This window comes from Actinokineospora pegani, from assembly GCF_009745975.1.
In the GTDB taxonomy this organism is placed as follows: domain Bacteria; phylum Actinomycetota; class Actinomycetes; order Mycobacteriales; family Pseudonocardiaceae; genus Actinokineospora; species Actinokineospora pegani.
On sequence record NZ_WHOL01000099.1, the window covers coordinates 13,113 to 29,084 of the forward strand.

The following is a 15,972-nucleotide window of genomic DNA, read 5'->3' on the forward strand; positions in this document are numbered from 1 at the left end:
TCTGTCGCGGGATCGTGCTGGTAGACCTGGGTGGCCAAGTCCTGTGGCGGTGGCGGTGTCCGGTCCGGCCGATGCCCCCGGCCGGACCGGACACACCGCTGGTCCGCGGTCACTGCCGGCCCGCGGTCACTGCCGGCCCGCGGTCACTGCCGGCCCGGGGTCACTGCCGGTCCGCGGTCACTGCACCTTGCGCGGCCAGATCGCCTTGCGCAGCGCGCTGTCGAAGGCCGCCGTGGCGGGCATGATGTCGGCCAGGTAGTCGTCCAGGGCGTCCGGGTCGGCCTCGGGGTCGGCGACGGGGCGCGGGCTCGGTCCGCTCCACTTGGCCTTGTTCATCCGGCCGTGGACCTCGCGCCACCAGTCGTTGATCTCCTCGGTGACCGCCTTCTCCGACTTGCGGGCCGACTCGGCGGCCCGGCCCGCCTCGTGGATGCGCGAGCCCAGCTTGGCCGCGCGCGCGGCCTCCTCCTCGCGGAAGCCCTCGGCCGCCTCGTGCGCCAGGCCGAGGAACGCCTTGTAGCGGCTGGCCGGGTCGGGGATCGCGGTCACGGCCGCACCTCCAGCGCGGTGGTGGTGTCGAACGGGATCAGCACCTCGGGCAGGCTGTGGGTGGTGCGGTCGAAGAAGACCGCCCGGTGCGGTCGCGGGGACCAGTCGACGATCTGGCCGCCCGCCAGCGTGTTCAGCTCGCCGCCCTGCACGTCCAGGGCCACCCAGCCGCCGATGTCGTCCATGCCGCCGAAGCCGAGCGTCTCCTTGAACCGGCCCATGCCGCGCCACCAGCCGAAGGTGTGCACGTTGCCCGACGGGCCCTTCTTGAGCAGGCCGCGCAGCCGGTCGAAGCCGCTCTCGGTGAACGGGTCCGGCTTGTGCTCGAGCAGGTGCGCGGCGGCGTCGACGGCGAAGAAGAACACGAACCGCCTGCGGTCCAGTGACGACGGCTCGGTCAGCTCGGCGATGTCCTCGCCGTAGCGCTCCTCGACGTCGTGCCCGTCCACCCGCAACCGCGTCGCCAGTGCCTCCGCGTGGTGGTTCAGGGCTTTCACCGGGCACCACAACTGGAACTCGCACTCGCTCGGGCCGTAGACCCGCCCCAGCGACAGCGCCGCGCTCTCCAGCACCGCCAGCGCGTCCTTGGTCGCGGTGCCGATGACCGCCAGGTTGCGGCCGGGCACCGGCTCGATCCGGAACGCCGCCGACCGGTCGTGCACCTCGATGACCTGGCCCAGCACCGCCCCGCGCGGGGCGGCGTAGTCCGCGGCCCCGGCCAGCTCCGGCTGGTGCGCGCCGTCGAACAGCCGCGGCGTCGGGGAGTTCAGCAGCGCCCACAGGTCGCGCTGCAGCTTGTCGAAGGTGCCCCGGCTCGACGAGTCCGGCACGTGCGCGACCTCGTTGCCGTGCGCCACGCCGGACTCGTGGTTGACCACCGCGTGCCAGCGCGGCAGCGACAGCGCGGCGGTGTTCTCCTCCACCAGCACCCGCTTGGCCTTGGGCATCGCGATCCGCAGCGTGCACTGGTCGTAGACCGCGGGCTTGCCCCAGAACGCCTCGATCCCGGCGATGTCCTGGCTGGCCAGCACCAGGTGGATGCCCTGCGACCGGCCGCGCCTGGCCACGTCCTCCAGCAGCGCCGCGGCCTGCTGGGTGATCTGGTCGCGCCCGGCGAACAGCGCCTGGAACTCGTCGATCACCGCGACGATGCGCGGCCAGTGCCCGCCCGGGTCGGCCTGGCGCAGCTCGGAGAGCTTGGTGACCTCCTGGCGCTTGGCCGCCTCCGCCCGCCTGGCCAGCTCCTCGGTGAGGAAGCGCAGCAGCGCCAGGCCGAACTCGCGGTCGGTGTTGACGTTCACCCCGACCAGCCGCGCCTGCGGCAGCCAGCTCGGGTCCTTGCGGCCGGGGGTCAGCCCGGCGAAGGACACGCCCTCCTTGAAGTCGAGCAGGTACAGCTCCAGCTCCGACGGCGCGTACCTGGCCGCGAGCCCGCCGAGCATGGCGTAGAGGAAGTTCGTCTTGCCCGACCCGCTGGGCCCGGCCACCAGCGCGTGCGGCGTGGCGTCGCCGAGCACGACCTCCACCGGGTCGCCCTCGTGGAACCCGACCGGGGTGCGCAGCTCGTCCACCGAGCTGGCCGTGCCCAGGGTGTCGGGCAGCAGGTCGGCGAACTGGCGCGGGCCGCCCCGGCGCACCAGCACCTCGGCGGCGATCGTCGTCGCGCCGAGGTTCACCAGGGACGCGGGCGGCGGCGGGTCCGGGGTGACGACCACCCCCGGCCCGGTCATGCTGCTGGTGGCCTCCTCCGGGCCGGTGAAGGTGACCGTCTCCACCGGGCTGTTGGCCGTCAGCGGCATGTCCACCAGCACCAGGTGCACCCCGGACTCCGGGCCGGTGCGGGCGATCCGGTTCAGCTCCTGGTACTGCTCGTCGGGCAGCCGCTCGCCGTTGCCGAACAGCACCGCCACCCGCCACGGCTCCACCCGCCTGCCCGCGGCGGCGCTCGCCTCCCGCAGCGACTGCTGGTCGCGCAGCGCCGCCGCGTGCACGCGGCGGATGTGCCCGGCGAGCTGGGCGAGCAGGTCGTCGAGCCGGGTCGGGTCGTGCACCACCACGAGCCCGGCCGTGGTCAGCGGCTGCAACCCGGGCAGCGGACCCGTCAGGTGCCCGACGTCCCACAGGTGCACCCGCACCAGGCCGGGCGCGAACGCGCTCAGCAGCCGCAGCACCAGCGCCTCGACCATCGCGTCCGCCGCGGGCCGCGCGCCCGGCACGGTGTTGACCCGCAGGTGCCCGTGGTCGAGCAGCGGCACCGCCAGCGGGAAGGCGTCCTCCGGGGCGGACTGCTCCACCAGCCCCGACCCGATCCGCCACAGCCGGGGCACCACCACGCCGGGGTCGACGCCCGCCTGGCCCAGCCAGGTCTGCCAGGGCTCACCGGCCGCGCCGGGCGCCTCGTCGTTGACCAGCCGGTGCACCCCGACCAGGCCGTCGGTGCGCCACCGTGCGTACCGGGCGTCGCGGCGCGCGGTGATCTCGTCCCACACCTGCCGCAGCGCCGGGTCGTCGGCCATCCGCTCGCCCAGCTCGCGATCGCCCGCCGCCGCGCCCAGGCCCTTGACCCGCAGGTCGCGTTCGAACTCGAGTTGGCGCACGGTGGTCTCGGCCCGCTCGCGCGCGCCCCGGGCCGCGCCCAGCGCCAGCCCCAGCACCTTGCGCAGCTCGGCCAGCGCCGCTTCGGCCCGCCGCTTGCGCTCGCCCTTCGCCATGCTCCACGCCTCACCGGCCCGCGTCCCCGCCAGGGCGCTAGAGCCTCATCCGGTAGTCGTCGACAGCCTGCCTGGCCCGGGCCACGAGTTCCACCGCCCTGGCCAGTTCCGCCGCGGCCTGGTCCAGCTCGACCGGGTGAAAGCCGTCGTCGCGGCGCACCGACGCCAGCGTCGCGCCCGCCTGCTCGATCGAGGTCGCCGCCGGACCGGCCAGCGTGCCCTGTGCGCTCTCCAACGCCGCCGAGACCGCGCGCAGGGTCTCGGCCAGGCCGGAGATCGTCAAAGCCGGGCCGCGTACCCCTCGACCGAGGCGATGCTCGACCGGATGGTCGACTGCACGCCCTGCAGCGTCTGCAACGCCTCCGCCAGCATCCCGTGCGACTGCGACACCTCGGCCTGGCTGCTGCCCTGGGTGGCGTTGAGCAGCGCGTTGCGGGCCTCGTCGAGGCGCATCGCCGCCTCGTTGATCGCGGCGATGCTCGCCTCGGCCTGCCGGTTCGACAACTGGATCCCGGCCCTGATCTCTTCCACGCCCGCCATGACGCGACAATTTAGTGGCGATCACCGGCATCGGCTGAACCGGGTGCTCCATCAGGACCCGGTCCGCTCTGGCAACCGGACCACCGCTGCGCCATCGGCCACCGGCCGCCGCCGGATTTCACGCGTCCGGTGGCACCCGCTCGCGCTCGGTCACCACCGCGTCCGCCCCGCTCCCACATCGTGGAGCGGCGTGCGCGCGGGTGCGATACTCGTTCGAGCGCGAGCTCGCATTGTCGAATTCCTATGTGTCGACCCGTGGGAGAGCCGAATGGGTGACGTGGACTGGGTGGCCAGGGCTCGCCAGGTCGCCGCTCGGCTGGCCGAGGACGCCGTGCGGCGCGAGGCCAAGGGCGCGGAGCCGGTGGCCGAGATCGAGGAGCTGCGCTCGGCCGGGCTGCTCGCGCTGACCATCCCGACCGGGCTGGGCGGGCAGGGGCAGGGCTGGCGCACCGCGTTCGCCGTCGTCGGCGAGATCGCCGCCGCCGACGCCTCCATCGGCCACCTGCTCGGCTACCACTACCTGCAGTTGTGGCGGCCCTGGCTGTTCAGCGCGCCCGAGCGCGCCACCGAGCTGGCCAGGCGGACCGCCGCCAACGACTGGTTCTGGGCCGGGGTGTCCAACCCGCGCGACCAGGCCTTGATCCTCACCGACGCCCCGGGCGGCGGGTTCGCCTGCGACGGCGTGAAGTTCTTCGCCACCGGGGCCAGCGTCGCCGACCGGCTCGTCGTCAGCGCCCTGCACCCGCCGACCGGCCGCAAGCTCACCTTCGTGCTCGACGCGGGCGCGCCGGGACTGCGCTACCTCGGCGACTGGGACAACCTCGGCCAGCGCCTGTCGGCCAGCGGCGGCGTCGAGTTCACCTCGGTCCGGGTCGACCCCGCCGACCTCCTCGACCGCGCCGACGACCCGGACGACCCGGAGGCCCCGCGCGGCACCCTGATCAGCCTCGGCTTCCAGCTCGCGCTCACCCAGGTGCTCGCGGGCCTGGGCAGGGGCGCGCTGCGCACCGGGGCCGCCTACACCCGGGAGAAGGCCCGCGCCTGGCCGACGTCCGGTGTGGACAGCGCGGTCGAGGACACGCACACCCAGGCCGCCTACGGCACGCTCAGCGCCCGCCTCGCCGCGGCCGAGCTGCTCGTCGACCGCGCCGTGGTCGCGTTCGCCGACGCCGACGCGCTGGGGGTCGGGCTGGACCCGGTGCGGCGCGGCGAACTGGGCGTGCTGGTGTCGCAGGCGAAGGTGCTCGTCTCGGAGCTGGCCGTCGAGATCAGCTCCCGGGTGTTCGAGGTGACCGGCGCGCGCGCCACCGCCGCCCGCGTCGGCCTGGACCGCTTCTGGCGCAACGCCCGCACGCTGACCCTGCACGACCCGACCGTCTACAAGGCCGCCGAGGTCGGCAGGCACGTGCTCACCGGCGCGCTGCCGAGGCCGGACGGCTACAGCTGATGGCGCCGCGCATCGTCCCGGCCCTGGCCGACAGCGTGCGGCTGACCGAGGACGCCGTGCTCATCCTCGACCGCAGGTGCTTCCCGTTCCGCCGCGAGTGGGTGCGCTGCGCCGACGTGGGCGCCGTCGCGCGCGCGATCTCCGACATGGTCACCCAGTCGTCCGGGCCGTACTTCGCCGCGCTGTACGGGATGGTCCTGGCCGCCCGCGCCGCCGCCGGGCTGCCGCCGGAGCTCGCGCGCGCCGAGTTGGACCGGGCGGGCGCGGTGCTGGTGGCCAGCCGCTCGACCAACAACCACCTGGGCAAGGCCGTGCGCGCCGTCCTCGGGGCCGTCGACGCGGCCCCGGGCCCCGACCTCGTCGCCGCCGCGACGGCCGGGGCGCAGGCGGGGGCGGCGGTCTACCACGCCCGCAGCCGGTCGCTGGGGGAGCACACGGCCAAGCTGCTGCCGCCCGGCGCGCGCGTGCTGACGCACTGCTGGGCCGACGCCTACCTCATCGAGACGGTCAACGCCGTGCGGGCCCTGGGCAACGAGATCTCCTTCTACTGCACCGAGACCCGCCCGTACCTGCAAGGCGCGCGGCTGACCGCCGAGACCCTGGCCGAGATGGGCGTCGACACCACGCTCATCACCGACGGCATGGGCGCCGCCGTGCTGTCCACAGGGGACGTCGACGCGCTGGTCACCGCCGCCGACCGGGTCACCATGGACGGGCACGTGGTCAACAAGGTCGGCACGCTCGGCCTCGCGGTGGCCGCGCACGCCTTCGGCGTCCCGTTCCTGGCCCAGGTGCAGGCCCCCGACCCGGCCGCCCCGACCGCGGCCGACGTGCCCATCGAGCACCGCCCCGGCGCCGAGGTGCTGCACACCCTCGGCGTGCGCACCGCCAGCGACCGGGTGCGCGGGCACTACCCGGCCTTCGACGTGACACCCCCGCGGTTCGTGGGGACAGTGGTGACCGACCGGGGCCCGTTCGCCCCGGGCTCGTTGGCCGACTACCACCGGGAAGGCAGTTCGTGACCCACACGCTCCGCGCGGCATGGCTCGTCCTGGACATCGAGGGCACCCTGATGCCCACCAGCGCCGTCCACGTCGGCCTCTACGACTTCGCCCGGCCCCGGCTCGGGCCGTGGATCGACGAGCACCCCGACTCCGACCTGGTCCGCTCGGCCGTGGCGCGCACCAGGGCCGAGGCCGGGCTGCCCGGGTCCGCGACCACCGCCGAGGTCGTCGCGGTGCTGCACCGGTGGATGGCCAAGGACCGCAAGGCCGCGCCGCTCAAGGACCTGCAGGGCGAGATCTGGCGGGCCGGGTACGCCTCGGGCGAGCTCGTCTCGGAGTACTTCCCCGACGTGGTGCCCGCCCTGCGCGCCTGGCACAGCGCTGGGCTGGCGCTGGCGGTGTTCTCCTCCGGCTCGGTCACCGGCCAGGTCGCCTCGTTCTCCAACACCACCGACGGCGACCTCACCCCGCTGTTCCGCCACCACTTCGACACCGTCAACGCTGGCCCCAAGCGCGCGGCCACGTCCTACGAGGTGATCCGCTCCGCGCTCGGCGCCGGGGAACCGGGGTCGGTGCTGTTCCTGTCCGACGTGCCCGCCGAACTCGACGCCGCGGCGGCGGACGGCTGGCAGACCGCGGGCCTGGCCCGGCCCGGCGAGCCCTTCGCGGACGCGGACTTCGGCGACCACCTGGCCGTGCGGTCGTTCGACGAGATCCGGGTCGAGCGGGCATGACGGCCGGGCTGTCGGAGGCGGGGCGGCAACTCGCCGCCGAGTCGGCCCGGTTCGCCGCCCTGGGCTGGATGCGCGGCACGTCGGGCAACCTGTCGGTGACGCTCTCGCGCGACCCGCTGCGGCTCGCCGTCACCGCCAGCGGCCTGGACAAGGGCGAGCTGACCGAGGCCGACGTGGTCGTGGTCGACGCGGACGGCGCGGCGGTGTCGGGCGAGCTGACCCCGTCGGCGGAAGCTGGACTGCACGCCAGGATCGCTGCGGTGGCGGGCGCCGGCGCGGTGGTGCACCTGCACCAACTCGCCCCCGTCATCGCCGCCGAGCGCAACCCCCGCGGCATCGTCCTGCGCGACCTGGAGATGCTCAAGGGCTTCGGCCGCGCCGCCCACGACGACGAGGTCGTCATCCCCGTCGTGCCCAACAGCCAGGACATGCGCGTCCTGGGCGACGCCTTCGCCGCGGGCTTCGACCCGGCCACACCCGCGCTGGTGGTCGCCCGGCACGGGGTGTACGTGTGGGGCGAGGACCTGCGCCAGGCCCGCCACCGCGCGGAGTGCCTGGAGTGGCTGCTGCGCTTCGCCAACGCACTGCCGGAAGGAGCCTGACATGACCCTGCTGACCGTCTGGCCCGAGGACGACCCCACCCGGGTCCTGCTCCGCACCACCGATCCCGCTGAGATCGCGGACGTCCTGGGGCGCTTGGGTGTTCGCTTCTCCCGCTGGCCCCTGGCCGACCTCCCGGCCACCCCGACTCCCGACCAGGTCCTCACCGCCTACCGGGAGCGGATCGACGAGGTCAACGCCCGAGAGGGCTACACCCACGTCGACGCCGTGGCCCTGTCCCCGGAGACCCCGGAGTCCGACCGCCGAGCCGCTCGAGCGAAGTTCCTCACCGAGCACACCCACGACGACGACGAGGACCGGTTCTTCGCCAAGGGCAGCGGGGTCTTCTACCTGCACATGGACGCCAAGGTCCACGCCGTCCTGTGTGAAGCCGGAGATCTGCTCAGCGTGCCCGCCAAGACCACGCACTGGTTCGACATGGGCACCGCGCCCGACTACGTCTCCGTCCGCTTCTTCCACGATGAGGAGGGGTGGGTCGCCTCCTTCCGAGAGGACTCCATCGCCCACGCTTTCCCGACCTACGACGAGCTAGCCGCCTCCCGCGACTGAGTGGGGTACCGGATCGGGTCAGGTGGAAGGGGAATCTGAGCCAAGACGGACGGTTGCGACGTCTGACCATTCGTGGGCTTTGTGGTCGCGGTTCAGGTTGATGAGCGACACCGTGGAGATGGTGACCTCGGCGGTGTGGCTGCCGCACTTGTCGAGAGCGTGAGCGACGGGTGCGGCCGGTCCGGCGGAGTTCGAGTAGCCGAGCGTCACGTGGGCACGGAAGCCGTCCGCTGTGCCGTATCGCGCGAGCAGCTCGGCGACCTGCGGCTGGTCTGCGAAGGTGAAATGCCAGGTGTAGAAGGACCGGCCCACCTTCCAGCCGGGACGCCACCACCAGTGATCACGCATGGGTGCCGAAGCGGACACGCGACCCCCTTCGCTCAGCCTGTCAATTCTGCCACGACTAGTTGTTTGTTGTCGGGTACAGACATGCACTGAGTGTGGGCAGGCCATCACCATCTCGGTGGCTGTCCGCCGGTCTGCTCCCGTCTGCCCCGGTCTGCACCGTCATGCCCCGTGATCTGCGCTGATCAGTTCCTCAGACGCCAGCACAGTGGAAGCCTGAGAAAGAGGTCGTAGTGAAGTTTGGTTACTTCTTGCAGAAGATCACCGGCTCAAGCCGGAACGGTCGGGAGCACTGGGAGGTTGTTCGTTTCACCGAGCTGGGCCTCGACGTCCGGAACATCCAGGAGGAGGCGGTCACGCGCGCCATCGCGGAGATGCGCACCTGGGCCGACGAGCACCTGGCGGCGCACCTGGGTTATTACGGGCTGTTCAACATCTGCCTCGCCACACAGGGAGGCGAAGGCTTCCCTGACGCATTAGGAATGCCGGGCAATGCTGGAAGGTGCGCAGCTACGAACCGGGTACGTCGAGGACATGCGCCTGCGGCCTGCGGTCGCCTCCGTTTGAGCACGGGCCTCGGCAAACAGCCCCGGGCGAGCCCGGGGCTGTCCTGTGCTCACACCCCTACCGCGCCTCGGCGATCCGGTGGTCGAGCACGTCACTGGTCGACGGCGCCTCGGCGGCCTGGGCTGAGAGCGTCATCCCGGCCAGGATCCCGATGGCGAACGCCGCCGACACCGTCGTGACCAGGGTCCGCAGCGAACAGAGGATCTTCACGGTGGTCACCTCCTTCGAGCCCGGCACCACTCCCCGGCGTGCCGGGCGGGCAGAGTCGCGGGTCCTGAGCGGTGGGACCGCCCATGTGCGGCTCTGCACCAAGTGTGCGTGCACACTCGCGATCTGGCAATGGAAATCTGCCGCGATGTCCTAAAAATGTCCGATCCACCATGGCATTCCCACAGGTGGTAGAGTGTGCACCTGTGTGCAGGCACGTGCACAGAAGGGTCTGGCATGAGTGCTGACACCGGTAGCCCCGCCCCGCCCCCCTCGGCGCGGGCGACGCTGCGCAAGCAGATCCAGGCGGCCGTGCGCGGGGCCCGCCAGGCCAAGGACCTCACCCAGGCCGAGCTGGGCAAGCGGCTGGGGGTCAGCCGGTTCGTGGTCAACCGGATCGAGGCGGGGGCGACCGATCTGACGCCCGCCATCGCCGAGCAGTTGGAGGCCGAGCTCGGGCTGGCGGAGCTGCGGACACTGGTCGCCGACCGCGACCGGCTGGTGCCGGTGGCCGACACCGGGCGCGACGCGGTGGTGGGGCGGGTGTTGGGCAGGCGCGGGTTGCGCAGGGTGCGGGTCGTCCTCGCCGACACGCTGGACCTGCGGTCGCTGGTGGCGACCTGGGCCGACGGGGACCTCGCGCTGGTGGCGCACGACGTGTCGATCGTGGTGCCGACCGCGCGGCGGGAGCGGGAGCTGTTCGGGGAGCAGGACTCGCTGCACGGGCACATCGAGTACCAGCTCAAGCGCGTCTCCGACCTGAAGAAGTCGCACCACTACGCCGCCGGGAGCCTGCACCTGTACGAGTCCGACCTGGTGATCGCGCCGATGGTGCTCGCCGAGACGCGCACCGGCGTGGAGAGCGCCGTCTGGGCGCCGGTCACCCTGTCCGACTCCTCGGCGCTGCCGGTCGGGACCAGCGTGGACCGCGCGGTCTTCGCCGGGCTCAGCGCCCACTTCGACACCCTGGTCACCGGTGAGGAGCTGCTCAGCAACGAGGCGCTGTGCCACGTCGAGGCCGGGCCGGGCGGGCGGGGGCCGGTGTTCACCCGCTACTTCACCGTCGGCGAGGACCAGGAGGAGGACGTCGACGAGCGCGAGGGCCAGGCCACCGCGCTGGTCCTCGTCGTCGCGCTGTGCCCGCGGGCCAGCCACGGCGTCGCCCGCCGGGTGATCACCTACCGCAGGCTGCACTCGCGGCTGGACCGCCAGCCGTCGTTCTTCAGCAACACCGTCACCGACGTCGACGTGCGGCGGGCCAAGGACCTGGCCGAGGGCGCCCCCGGCGACGGGCAGCGCTCGACCCGGTCCGCGCTGGCCTCGGCCCTGGACATCAACCCGTACCTGGCCAGGACCGGCGGCACGCTGCCGGACCTGGCCTTCCAGCTCGCCGCCCGGCGGGAGATGTCGATGTTCGGCCTCGACATCTCCCCGGAGCGGTTCACCCCGGTCGAGGTGCCGGAGGAGCTGTGGCTGGTGGGCAAGGGGCCGGTGGCCGGGCGGCGGCGGGCGGCGCTGGCCCCCCGGCTGTTCGTGCTCGAGCTCGAGGACCGCGGCGGCGTCCCGGAGCTGGCGGCGTTGCAGGCCAGGGCGGACATCGACCCGCACGGCGTCCGGGACTACGTCGACGAGCCCGACCTCAACGACTTCCTGGTGCAGGCCCGCGACATGGGCTGGCTGGAGCGGTGGTTCCGCGAGCTCGGCATCGCCGAGCGCTGAGCGGGCCCGCGCCCAGGTCAGCCGACCCGGACGTCGACGCAGGCGTAGAAGGCGTTCGCGGTGTCGGCGATGTTCCACACCGCGAGCACCTTCTGCTCGCCGGGGAACCGGCTGAGGTCGACCGCGTGGGTCACGGTCGACCCGGGCCGCGCGCCGCCGTCGTCGACCTCGGTCACCAGGGTGTCGCCCACGTAGTACTGCCACGTGCTGGTCGCGTGCCGCGCGGTCAGGGTCCAGGTGAAGTGCGCCCGGCCGCCGACCGGCGTCGCGGGCCAGTCGCGGGACTCGTCGCCGAGCGCGGCGAAGCGGGCGTTGCCGCCGTCGCACGCGCGCAGGCCCTTGGGGCCCTCGACGCTCTGCGGCTCGTACTGGATCTCACCGCACCCGGGGACGACCCCGGTCGCGCAGTTGGCCTGGCGGCTGGGCGGGCTGTTCACGTACCCGTGCGCGAGGGCCGGGGTGGCCGGGACGGCCAGCCAGAGCAGGGGGGTGGCGGCGACGACGGCGACGGTGCGGGGGAATCCCATGGGGCTGCTCCTCGGGGTGTGCGTCCACGCCCGGGTGGGGCGGGGCGGCCGGACCAGGGGCTGAGCGGGAGTGTGGTCTAGACCATAGGTCGACAATTGACGGCACGTCAAGGAAGTGGGTGGACTGGTCACGGCGGTCGGGAATCCCGTCCCGGTGAGCGTTGTCGGACCCGCCGGATACCCTCCGGTACGTTGGGACACCTGTTCGAGTCCGGACACGGGCCGGGACGCGGGGGAGTGCACGCAGACATGGGAGTGCGAGGGGTGCGGGTGTGAGCGCGGAGACGCTGTACGGGGCGGATGACCTCACCCACCTCGAGGGGCTCGAGGCGGTCCGCAAGCGCCCCGGCATGTACATCGGGTCCACCGACAGCCGGGGCATCAACCACCTGTTCGCCGAGATCATCGACAACGCGACCGACGAGGGTGTCGCCGGTCACGCGACGAAGGTGGTCGTCACCCTGCACGCCGACGGCAGCGTCGAGGTCGACGACGACGGCCGCGGCATCCCCACCGGCCAGCACGCCAAGTCCGGCCTCTCCGGGGTGGAGCTGGTGCTGACCCGGCTGCACGCGGGCGGCAAGTTCGGCGGCTCCGGCTACAAGACCTCCGGCGGGCTGCACGGCGTCGGCGCCTCCGCGGTCAACGCGCTGTCGCACCGGTTCGACGTGACGGTCCGGCGCGAGGGCAAGGTCCACCAGATGTCCTTCGCGCACGGCGTGCCCGGCGTGTTCGACGGCCCCGGCCCCACCGCGGCGTTCACCCCGCGCTCGGGCCTCGGGGTCGTCGGCAGGATGAAGCGCGGCCAGTCCACCGGCACCTCCATCCGCTACTGGCACGACGCCCGCTACTTCGAGAACGGCGCGGTCCTCGACGTCGAGGCGGTGCGGCAGAAGGTCCGCAACACCGCCTTCCTCGTCCCCGGCGTCGCCTACGTGCTGCGCACCGCCGTCGACGGCGCGATCTCCGAGGAGACCTTCCACTTCCCCGACGGGCTCACGTCCATGGTGGAGTTCCTGACCCCCGGCGGCGACCGCGCGGTGTCCGGCACGCTGATGGCGGTGGGGGAGGGCACCTACACCGAGAACGCTGCCGACGAGAACGGCGTCATGCGGTCCAAAGTGGAGCGCACGGCCGAGGTCGAGGTGGCCTTCCGCTGGGGCACCGGCTACGAGCGCACCGTCGAGTGCTTCACCAACACCATCCGCAACGTCCACGGCGGCACCCACCGCAAGGGTTTCGAGCGCGCCGCGGTGAAGACGTTGCAGGACGCCATCTCCAAGACCCGCGGGCTGCTCAAGCCCAAGGAGGACCCGCCCTCCCTCGACGACGTCCTCGAGGGCATGACCGCGGTCGTGCACGTGCGCGTCCCGGAGCCGCAGTTCACCTCCCAGACCAAGGACGAGCTGTCCACCGCGGGCATCACCAAGGTGATCGGCGCGGTCGTCGAGCGCACCATCCGCGCCTGGGTCGAGGACCGCAGGACCAAGTCCGAGGCCAAGGTCGTCCTGCAGAAGATCGTCGACGCCTCCCGCGTCCGCCTGACCCAGAAGCAGCAGAAGGACGCCGCCCGCCGCAAGACCGCCCTCGAGGGCGCGGCCATGCCCCCCAAGCTCGTCGACTGCCGCACCACCGGCGTGGCCCGCAGCGAGCTGTTCCTGGTGGAGGGCGACAGCGCGCTGGGCTCGGCGCGGATGGCGCGGGTGTCGGAGTACCAGGCGCTGCTGCCGCTGCGCGGCAAGATCCTCAACGTGCAGAAGGCGTCGCTGGCCGACACGCTGCGCAACGCCGAGATCGCCGCGATCGTGCAGGTGCTCGGCGCGGGCACGGGCCGCACCTTCGACCTGCCCGCGATGCGGTACGGGCGGGTGATCCTGATGGCCGACGCCGACGTCGACGGGTCGCACATCCGGACGCTGCTGATCACCCTGTTCGCCAAGTACATGCGGCCGGTCATCTCCGACGGCAGGCTGTTCGCCGCGATGCCGCCGCTGCACAAGATCACGACCAAGGGGCGGGGCGGGGAGACCCGGTTCACCTTCACCCAGCGGGAGATGGAGACCACCGTCGCCGCGCTGCAGAAGGCGGGCAAGCAGGTCGTCACGCCGGTGCCCCGGTTCAAGGGGCTCGGCGAGATGGACGCCGACGAGCTGTGGGAGACCACGATGAACCCGGCCACCCGCTCGGTCCGGCGGATCACGCTGGACGACGCCGAGGCCGCGGAGAACGCGCTGGAGCTGTTGATGGGCGAGAAGGTCGAGCCGAGGCGCAACTGGCTGGTGGAGTCCTCCGGCCGGGTCGACCAGGCCGCCATCGATGTGTGAGCAGCCAGAGCGCCCGGAGCCGATAGAGCACGCGAGAGAGAGCCGCTGACTTATGGCACGCCGCAAGGCCCCGACGACCAAGGTCGACGCCGCCGCCTTCGACCAGGCTGGCGCGCAGGTCTTCGACAACCCGGTGGAGACCGAGATCGAGGACTCGTACCTGGAGTACGCGTACTCGGTGATCCACTCCCGCGCGCTGCCCGACGCCCGCGACGGGCTCAAGCCGGTGCACCGCCGCATCCTGTTCTCGATGAACGAGCAGGGCTACCGGCCCACCCACGCGTACGTGAAGTCCTCCCGCGTGGTCGGCGACTGCTTCGTGCGCGGCGCGCTGGTGTCCACCCCGGCGGGGCTGCGCCCGATCGAGGCGCTCGAGGTCGGCGACCTGGTGCTCGACGGCGGCGGCGCGCCCGTGCCGGTCGTCGAGGTGTACCAGAACCCGGCCTCGGCCCTGGTCCGCGTGACCTGGGACGACGGGCACACGCTGCTGGTCACCCCCGGCCAGCGGTTCATGACCGCGGGCGGCTGGGTGCAGGCGCGCGCCCTGGTCGGCGCGACCACCACCGCGGCGGCCGCCCGCCCCGCGGTGCGCGCCGAGGACACCGGGTTCGAGTTCGTGCTCGGCCTGCTGACCGCCCTGGGCGCGGTCGACGCCGACGGGCGCGTGGTGCTGGCCAGCCCGGAGACCGAGGCGGTCGACCGGGCGCACGGCTGGGCGATCGGCGCGGGCGTCGCGGTCTGCCGCGACAAGCTCGAGGCAGGCGCCGACGACGGCCGCGACCTGCACTCGCTGGCGTTCACCCCGCTCGACCCGGTGGCCCGCCCGATGACCGAGGCGCTCGCGGGCCGGGTGCCCGAGGACGTGCTCTCCGACCGCGCCACCTGGCCCGCCTTCCTGGCCGGCCTGGCCGTGGGCGGCCTCGACGCCGCGGGCATCGGCTGCGGCGCGACCGACCCCGAGCTGCACCGCCAGCTCCGCGCGATGACCGCGCCCACCTCCGGGCGCCGGGTCGTCGCGGTCACCCCGGTCACCCCGGACACCACCTTCGACATCCAGGTCGGCTCGCCCGAGCACGCCTTCGTCGTCGAGGGCTGCGTCGTGCACAACTGCATGGGCAAGTACCACCCGCACGGCGACTCGGCGATCTACGACGCCATGGTCCGCCTCGCCCAGGACTTCTCGCTCAACGCCCCGCTCATCGACGGCCACGGCAACTTCGGCTCGCCCGACGACGGCCCGGCGGCCAGCCGGTACTGCGTCGTCGGCGACACCCGCGTCCGGCTGGCCGACGGCGCCAGCCCGCGCATCGCCGACCTGGTCGCCCTCGCCCCGGACTCCGAGGCGGTCGTCGACCTCGAGGTGCTGGACAAGGACGGCAAGGCGGTCCGGGTGGACCGGGTCTTCAACTCCGGGGTGCACCCGACCCTGCGCGTGGCGACCGAGTCCGGCCTCGCCCTGCGCGGCAGCCACAACCACCTGGTGCTCTGCCTGGACAACCCGATGGGCGTGCCGCTGCTGCAGTGGCGCAGGCTCGACGAGGTCCGGCCGGGCACCGTGGTCTGCGTGGCGCGCAACGCCTGGCAGCAGGTCGTGCCCACCGCCCGCGAGCACGTGCTGGCCGCGAGCCGCGGCGCGGGCGACCACGTCCCCGACTTCGTCTGGGCGGGCGGCTGGGGTCTCAAGCGCGCGTTCCTCATGGCCCGCTTCGACCGGGCGGGCGCGCTGCGCGGCACCGGCGCGGACGTGGCGGTGGAGTTCGCGGGCGGCACCGAGCAGGTGGCCCGCGAGGTGCAGGAGCTGCTGGTCGAGTTCGGCGTCGGCGCGCGGCGCGCGGGCACGACGCTGGTCGTGTCCGGGTCGCGGGACCTGCGCGCGTTCACCGAGCGGGTCGGGTTCGCGGGCGCCAAGCAGACCGCGCTGGTCAACGCGGTGGCAGGCGTGCCCGCCGTGGGTGAGCGGGTGCCGTTCGTCGCCGAGTACGCGGGCGTGGACCCCGGGCTGGTCGACCGGTGGGAGACCGAGCGGTCCCGGGTCGTGGCGCGCGTCGCCGACCAGGAGGTGCTGCGCACGGTCCTGCCGGTGCTGGACTCGGGCTACCGGTTCGAGACCGTCGCCACGGTCGAGGCC

At 73.2% G+C, this 15,972-nt stretch carries 14 protein-coding genes and 2 pseudogenes; 9 read left to right on the forward strand and 7 right to left on the reverse strand.

Going from position 1 to position 15,972, the window contains the following annotated elements; translation table 11 throughout:
• Positions 1-177 precede the first annotated feature (177 nt).
• From GCL84_RS18630 to GCL84_RS18645, 4 genes are read right to left on the reverse strand one after another with little or no spacing between them, the layout of a single operon-like run.
• Positions 178-549: a hypothetical protein gene (locus GCL84_RS18630; RefSeq protein ID WP_156756788.1), complete on the reverse strand. Its 372-nt coding sequence runs from the start codon at positions 547-549 to the stop codon at positions 178-180.
• Positions 546-3,260, reverse strand: a complete 2,715-nt coding sequence (locus tag GCL84_RS18635; RefSeq protein ID WP_156756789.1) for an FtsK/SpoIIIE domain-containing protein — start codon at positions 3,258-3,260, stop codon at positions 546-548. Before GCL84_RS18635 ends, GCL84_RS18630 begins: the two co-directional genes overlap by 4 nt.
• 37 nt (positions 3,261-3,297) lie before the next feature.
• A complete protein-coding gene (locus GCL84_RS18640) occupies positions 3,298-3,543 on the reverse strand; it encodes a hypothetical protein (RefSeq protein WP_156756790.1) in 246 nt (81 codons plus the stop codon).
• Entirely contained in the window at positions 3,540-3,800 is a 261-nt protein-coding gene (locus GCL84_RS18645; RefSeq protein WP_156756791.1) for a hypothetical protein, read from the reverse strand. The genes GCL84_RS18640 and GCL84_RS18645 overlap by 4 nt, the downstream gene beginning before the upstream one ends.
• 268 nt (positions 3,801-4,068) lie before the next feature.
• Between GCL84_RS18645 and GCL84_RS18650 the strand changes: the two genes are divergently transcribed.
• Genes GCL84_RS18650 through GCL84_RS18670 form a run of 5 tightly spaced genes read left to right on the forward strand, consistent with a single transcriptional unit; the run spans position 4,069 to position 8,155 of the window.
• Positions 4,069-5,247 (forward strand): acyl-CoA dehydrogenase family protein, encoded by a 1,179-nt coding sequence (locus GCL84_RS18650; RefSeq protein WP_156756792.1) that lies wholly within the window; start codon positions 4,069-4,071, stop codon positions 5,245-5,247.
• Complete coding sequence (locus GCL84_RS18655) at positions 5,247-6,269, forward strand: s-methyl-5-thioribose-1-phosphate isomerase (RefSeq protein ID WP_156756793.1); 1,023 nt, start codon at positions 5,247-5,249, stop codon at positions 6,267-6,269. Before GCL84_RS18650 ends, GCL84_RS18655 begins: the two co-directional genes overlap by 1 nt.
• Positions 6,266-6,985, forward strand: a complete 720-nt coding sequence (gene mtnC / locus GCL84_RS18660; protein ID WP_156756794.1) for an acireductone synthase — start codon at positions 6,266-6,268, stop codon at positions 6,983-6,985. Before GCL84_RS18655 ends, mtnC begins: the two co-directional genes overlap by 4 nt.
• A complete protein-coding gene (mtnB, locus tag GCL84_RS18665) occupies positions 6,982-7,587 on the forward strand; it encodes a methylthioribulose 1-phosphate dehydratase (RefSeq protein WP_156756795.1) in 606 nt (201 codons plus the stop codon). The genes mtnC and mtnB overlap by 4 nt, the downstream gene beginning before the upstream one ends.
• A 1-nt stretch (position 7,588) precedes the next feature.
• The gene (locus tag GCL84_RS18670; protein ID WP_156756796.1) at positions 7,589-8,155 is read left to right on the forward strand and encodes a 1,2-dihydroxy-3-keto-5-methylthiopentene dioxygenase; all 567 of its coding nucleotides are present in this window, start codon (positions 7,589-7,591) and stop codon (positions 8,153-8,155) included.
• Between the two features lie 18 nt (positions 8,156-8,173).
• On the opposite strand, the gene GCL84_RS18675 is transcribed toward GCL84_RS18670, so the two are convergent.
• Positions 8,174-8,521 carry a hypothetical protein gene (locus GCL84_RS18675; RefSeq protein ID WP_197523346.1) on the reverse strand — a complete coding sequence of 116 codons (348 nt, stop codon included), beginning with the start codon at positions 8,519-8,521 and terminating at the stop codon, positions 8,174-8,176.
• A gap of 603 nt (positions 8,522-9,124) precedes the next feature.
• Positions 9,125-9,277: a hypothetical protein gene (locus GCL84_RS18680; protein WP_156756797.1), complete on the reverse strand. Its 153-nt coding sequence runs from the start codon at positions 9,275-9,277 to the stop codon at positions 9,125-9,127.
• A 234-nt stretch (positions 9,278-9,511) separates the two neighbouring features.
• On the opposite strand from GCL84_RS18680, the gene GCL84_RS18685 reads away from it, so the two are divergent.
• The gene (locus GCL84_RS18685; RefSeq protein WP_156756798.1) at positions 9,512-10,993 is read left to right on the forward strand and encodes a helix-turn-helix domain-containing protein; all 1,482 of its coding nucleotides are present in this window, start codon (positions 9,512-9,514) and stop codon (positions 10,991-10,993) included.
• A gap of 17 nt (positions 10,994-11,010) precedes the next feature.
• On the opposite strand, the gene GCL84_RS18690 is transcribed toward GCL84_RS18685, so the two are convergent.
• On the reverse strand, positions 11,011-11,520 hold the full coding sequence (locus GCL84_RS18690; protein ID WP_156756799.1) for a lytic polysaccharide monooxygenase auxiliary activity family 9 protein: 510 nt from the start codon (positions 11,518-11,520) through the stop codon (positions 11,011-11,013).
• Between the two features lie 272 nt (positions 11,521-11,792).
• Here GCL84_RS18690 and GCL84_RS18695 point away from each other — a divergent pair, with 272 nt between their 5' ends.
• The 3 genes and pseudogenes from GCL84_RS18695 to GCL84_RS31020 all read left to right on the forward strand — a co-directional run.
• Complete coding sequence (locus GCL84_RS18695) at positions 11,793-13,844, forward strand: DNA gyrase/topoisomerase IV subunit B (RefSeq protein ID WP_156756800.1); 2,052 nt, start codon at positions 11,793-11,795, stop codon at positions 13,842-13,844.
• A gap of 52 nt (positions 13,845-13,896) precedes the next feature.
• Positions 13,897-15,099 (forward strand): annotated as a pseudogene (locus tag GCL84_RS31015) (DNA gyrase subunit A); the annotation flags it as partial.
• A gap of 12 nt (positions 15,100-15,111) precedes the next feature.
• Positions 15,112-15,318, forward strand: a pseudogene (locus GCL84_RS31020) (hypothetical protein); the annotation flags it as partial.
• Positions 15,319-15,972: the final 654 nt, after the last annotated feature.

Bases quoted from the DNA above. Each gene is read 5' to 3' on its own strand.
- GCL84_RS18635 (WP_156756789.1), bottom strand. From the start codon at position 3,260: ATGGCGAAGGGCGAGCGCAAGCGGCGGGCCGAAGCGGCGCTGGCCGAG.
- GCL84_RS18645 (WP_156756791.1), bottom strand. From the start codon at position 3,800: ATGGCGGGCGTGGAAGAGATCAGGGCCGGGATCCAGTTGTCGAACCGG.
- GCL84_RS18650 (WP_156756792.1), top strand. From the start codon at position 4,069: ATGGGTGACGTGGACTGGGTGGCCAGGGCTCGCCAGGTCGCCGCTCGG.
- GCL84_RS18655 (WP_156756793.1), top strand. From the start codon at position 5,247: ATGGCGCCGCGCATCGTCCCGGCCCTGGCCGACAGCGTGCGGCTGACC.
- mtnB (WP_156756795.1), top strand. From the start codon at position 6,982: ATGACGGCCGGGCTGTCGGAGGCGGGGCGGCAACTCGCCGCCGAGTCG.
- GCL84_RS18670 (WP_156756796.1), top strand. From the start codon at position 7,589: ATGACCCTGCTGACCGTCTGGCCCGAGGACGACCCCACCCGGGTCCTG.
- GCL84_RS18685 (WP_156756798.1), top strand. From the start codon at position 9,512: ATGAGTGCTGACACCGGTAGCCCCGCCCCGCCCCCCTCGGCGCGGGCG.
- GCL84_RS18690 (WP_156756799.1), bottom strand. From the start codon at position 11,520: ATGGGATTCCCCCGCACCGTCGCCGTCGTCGCCGCCACCCCCCTGCTC.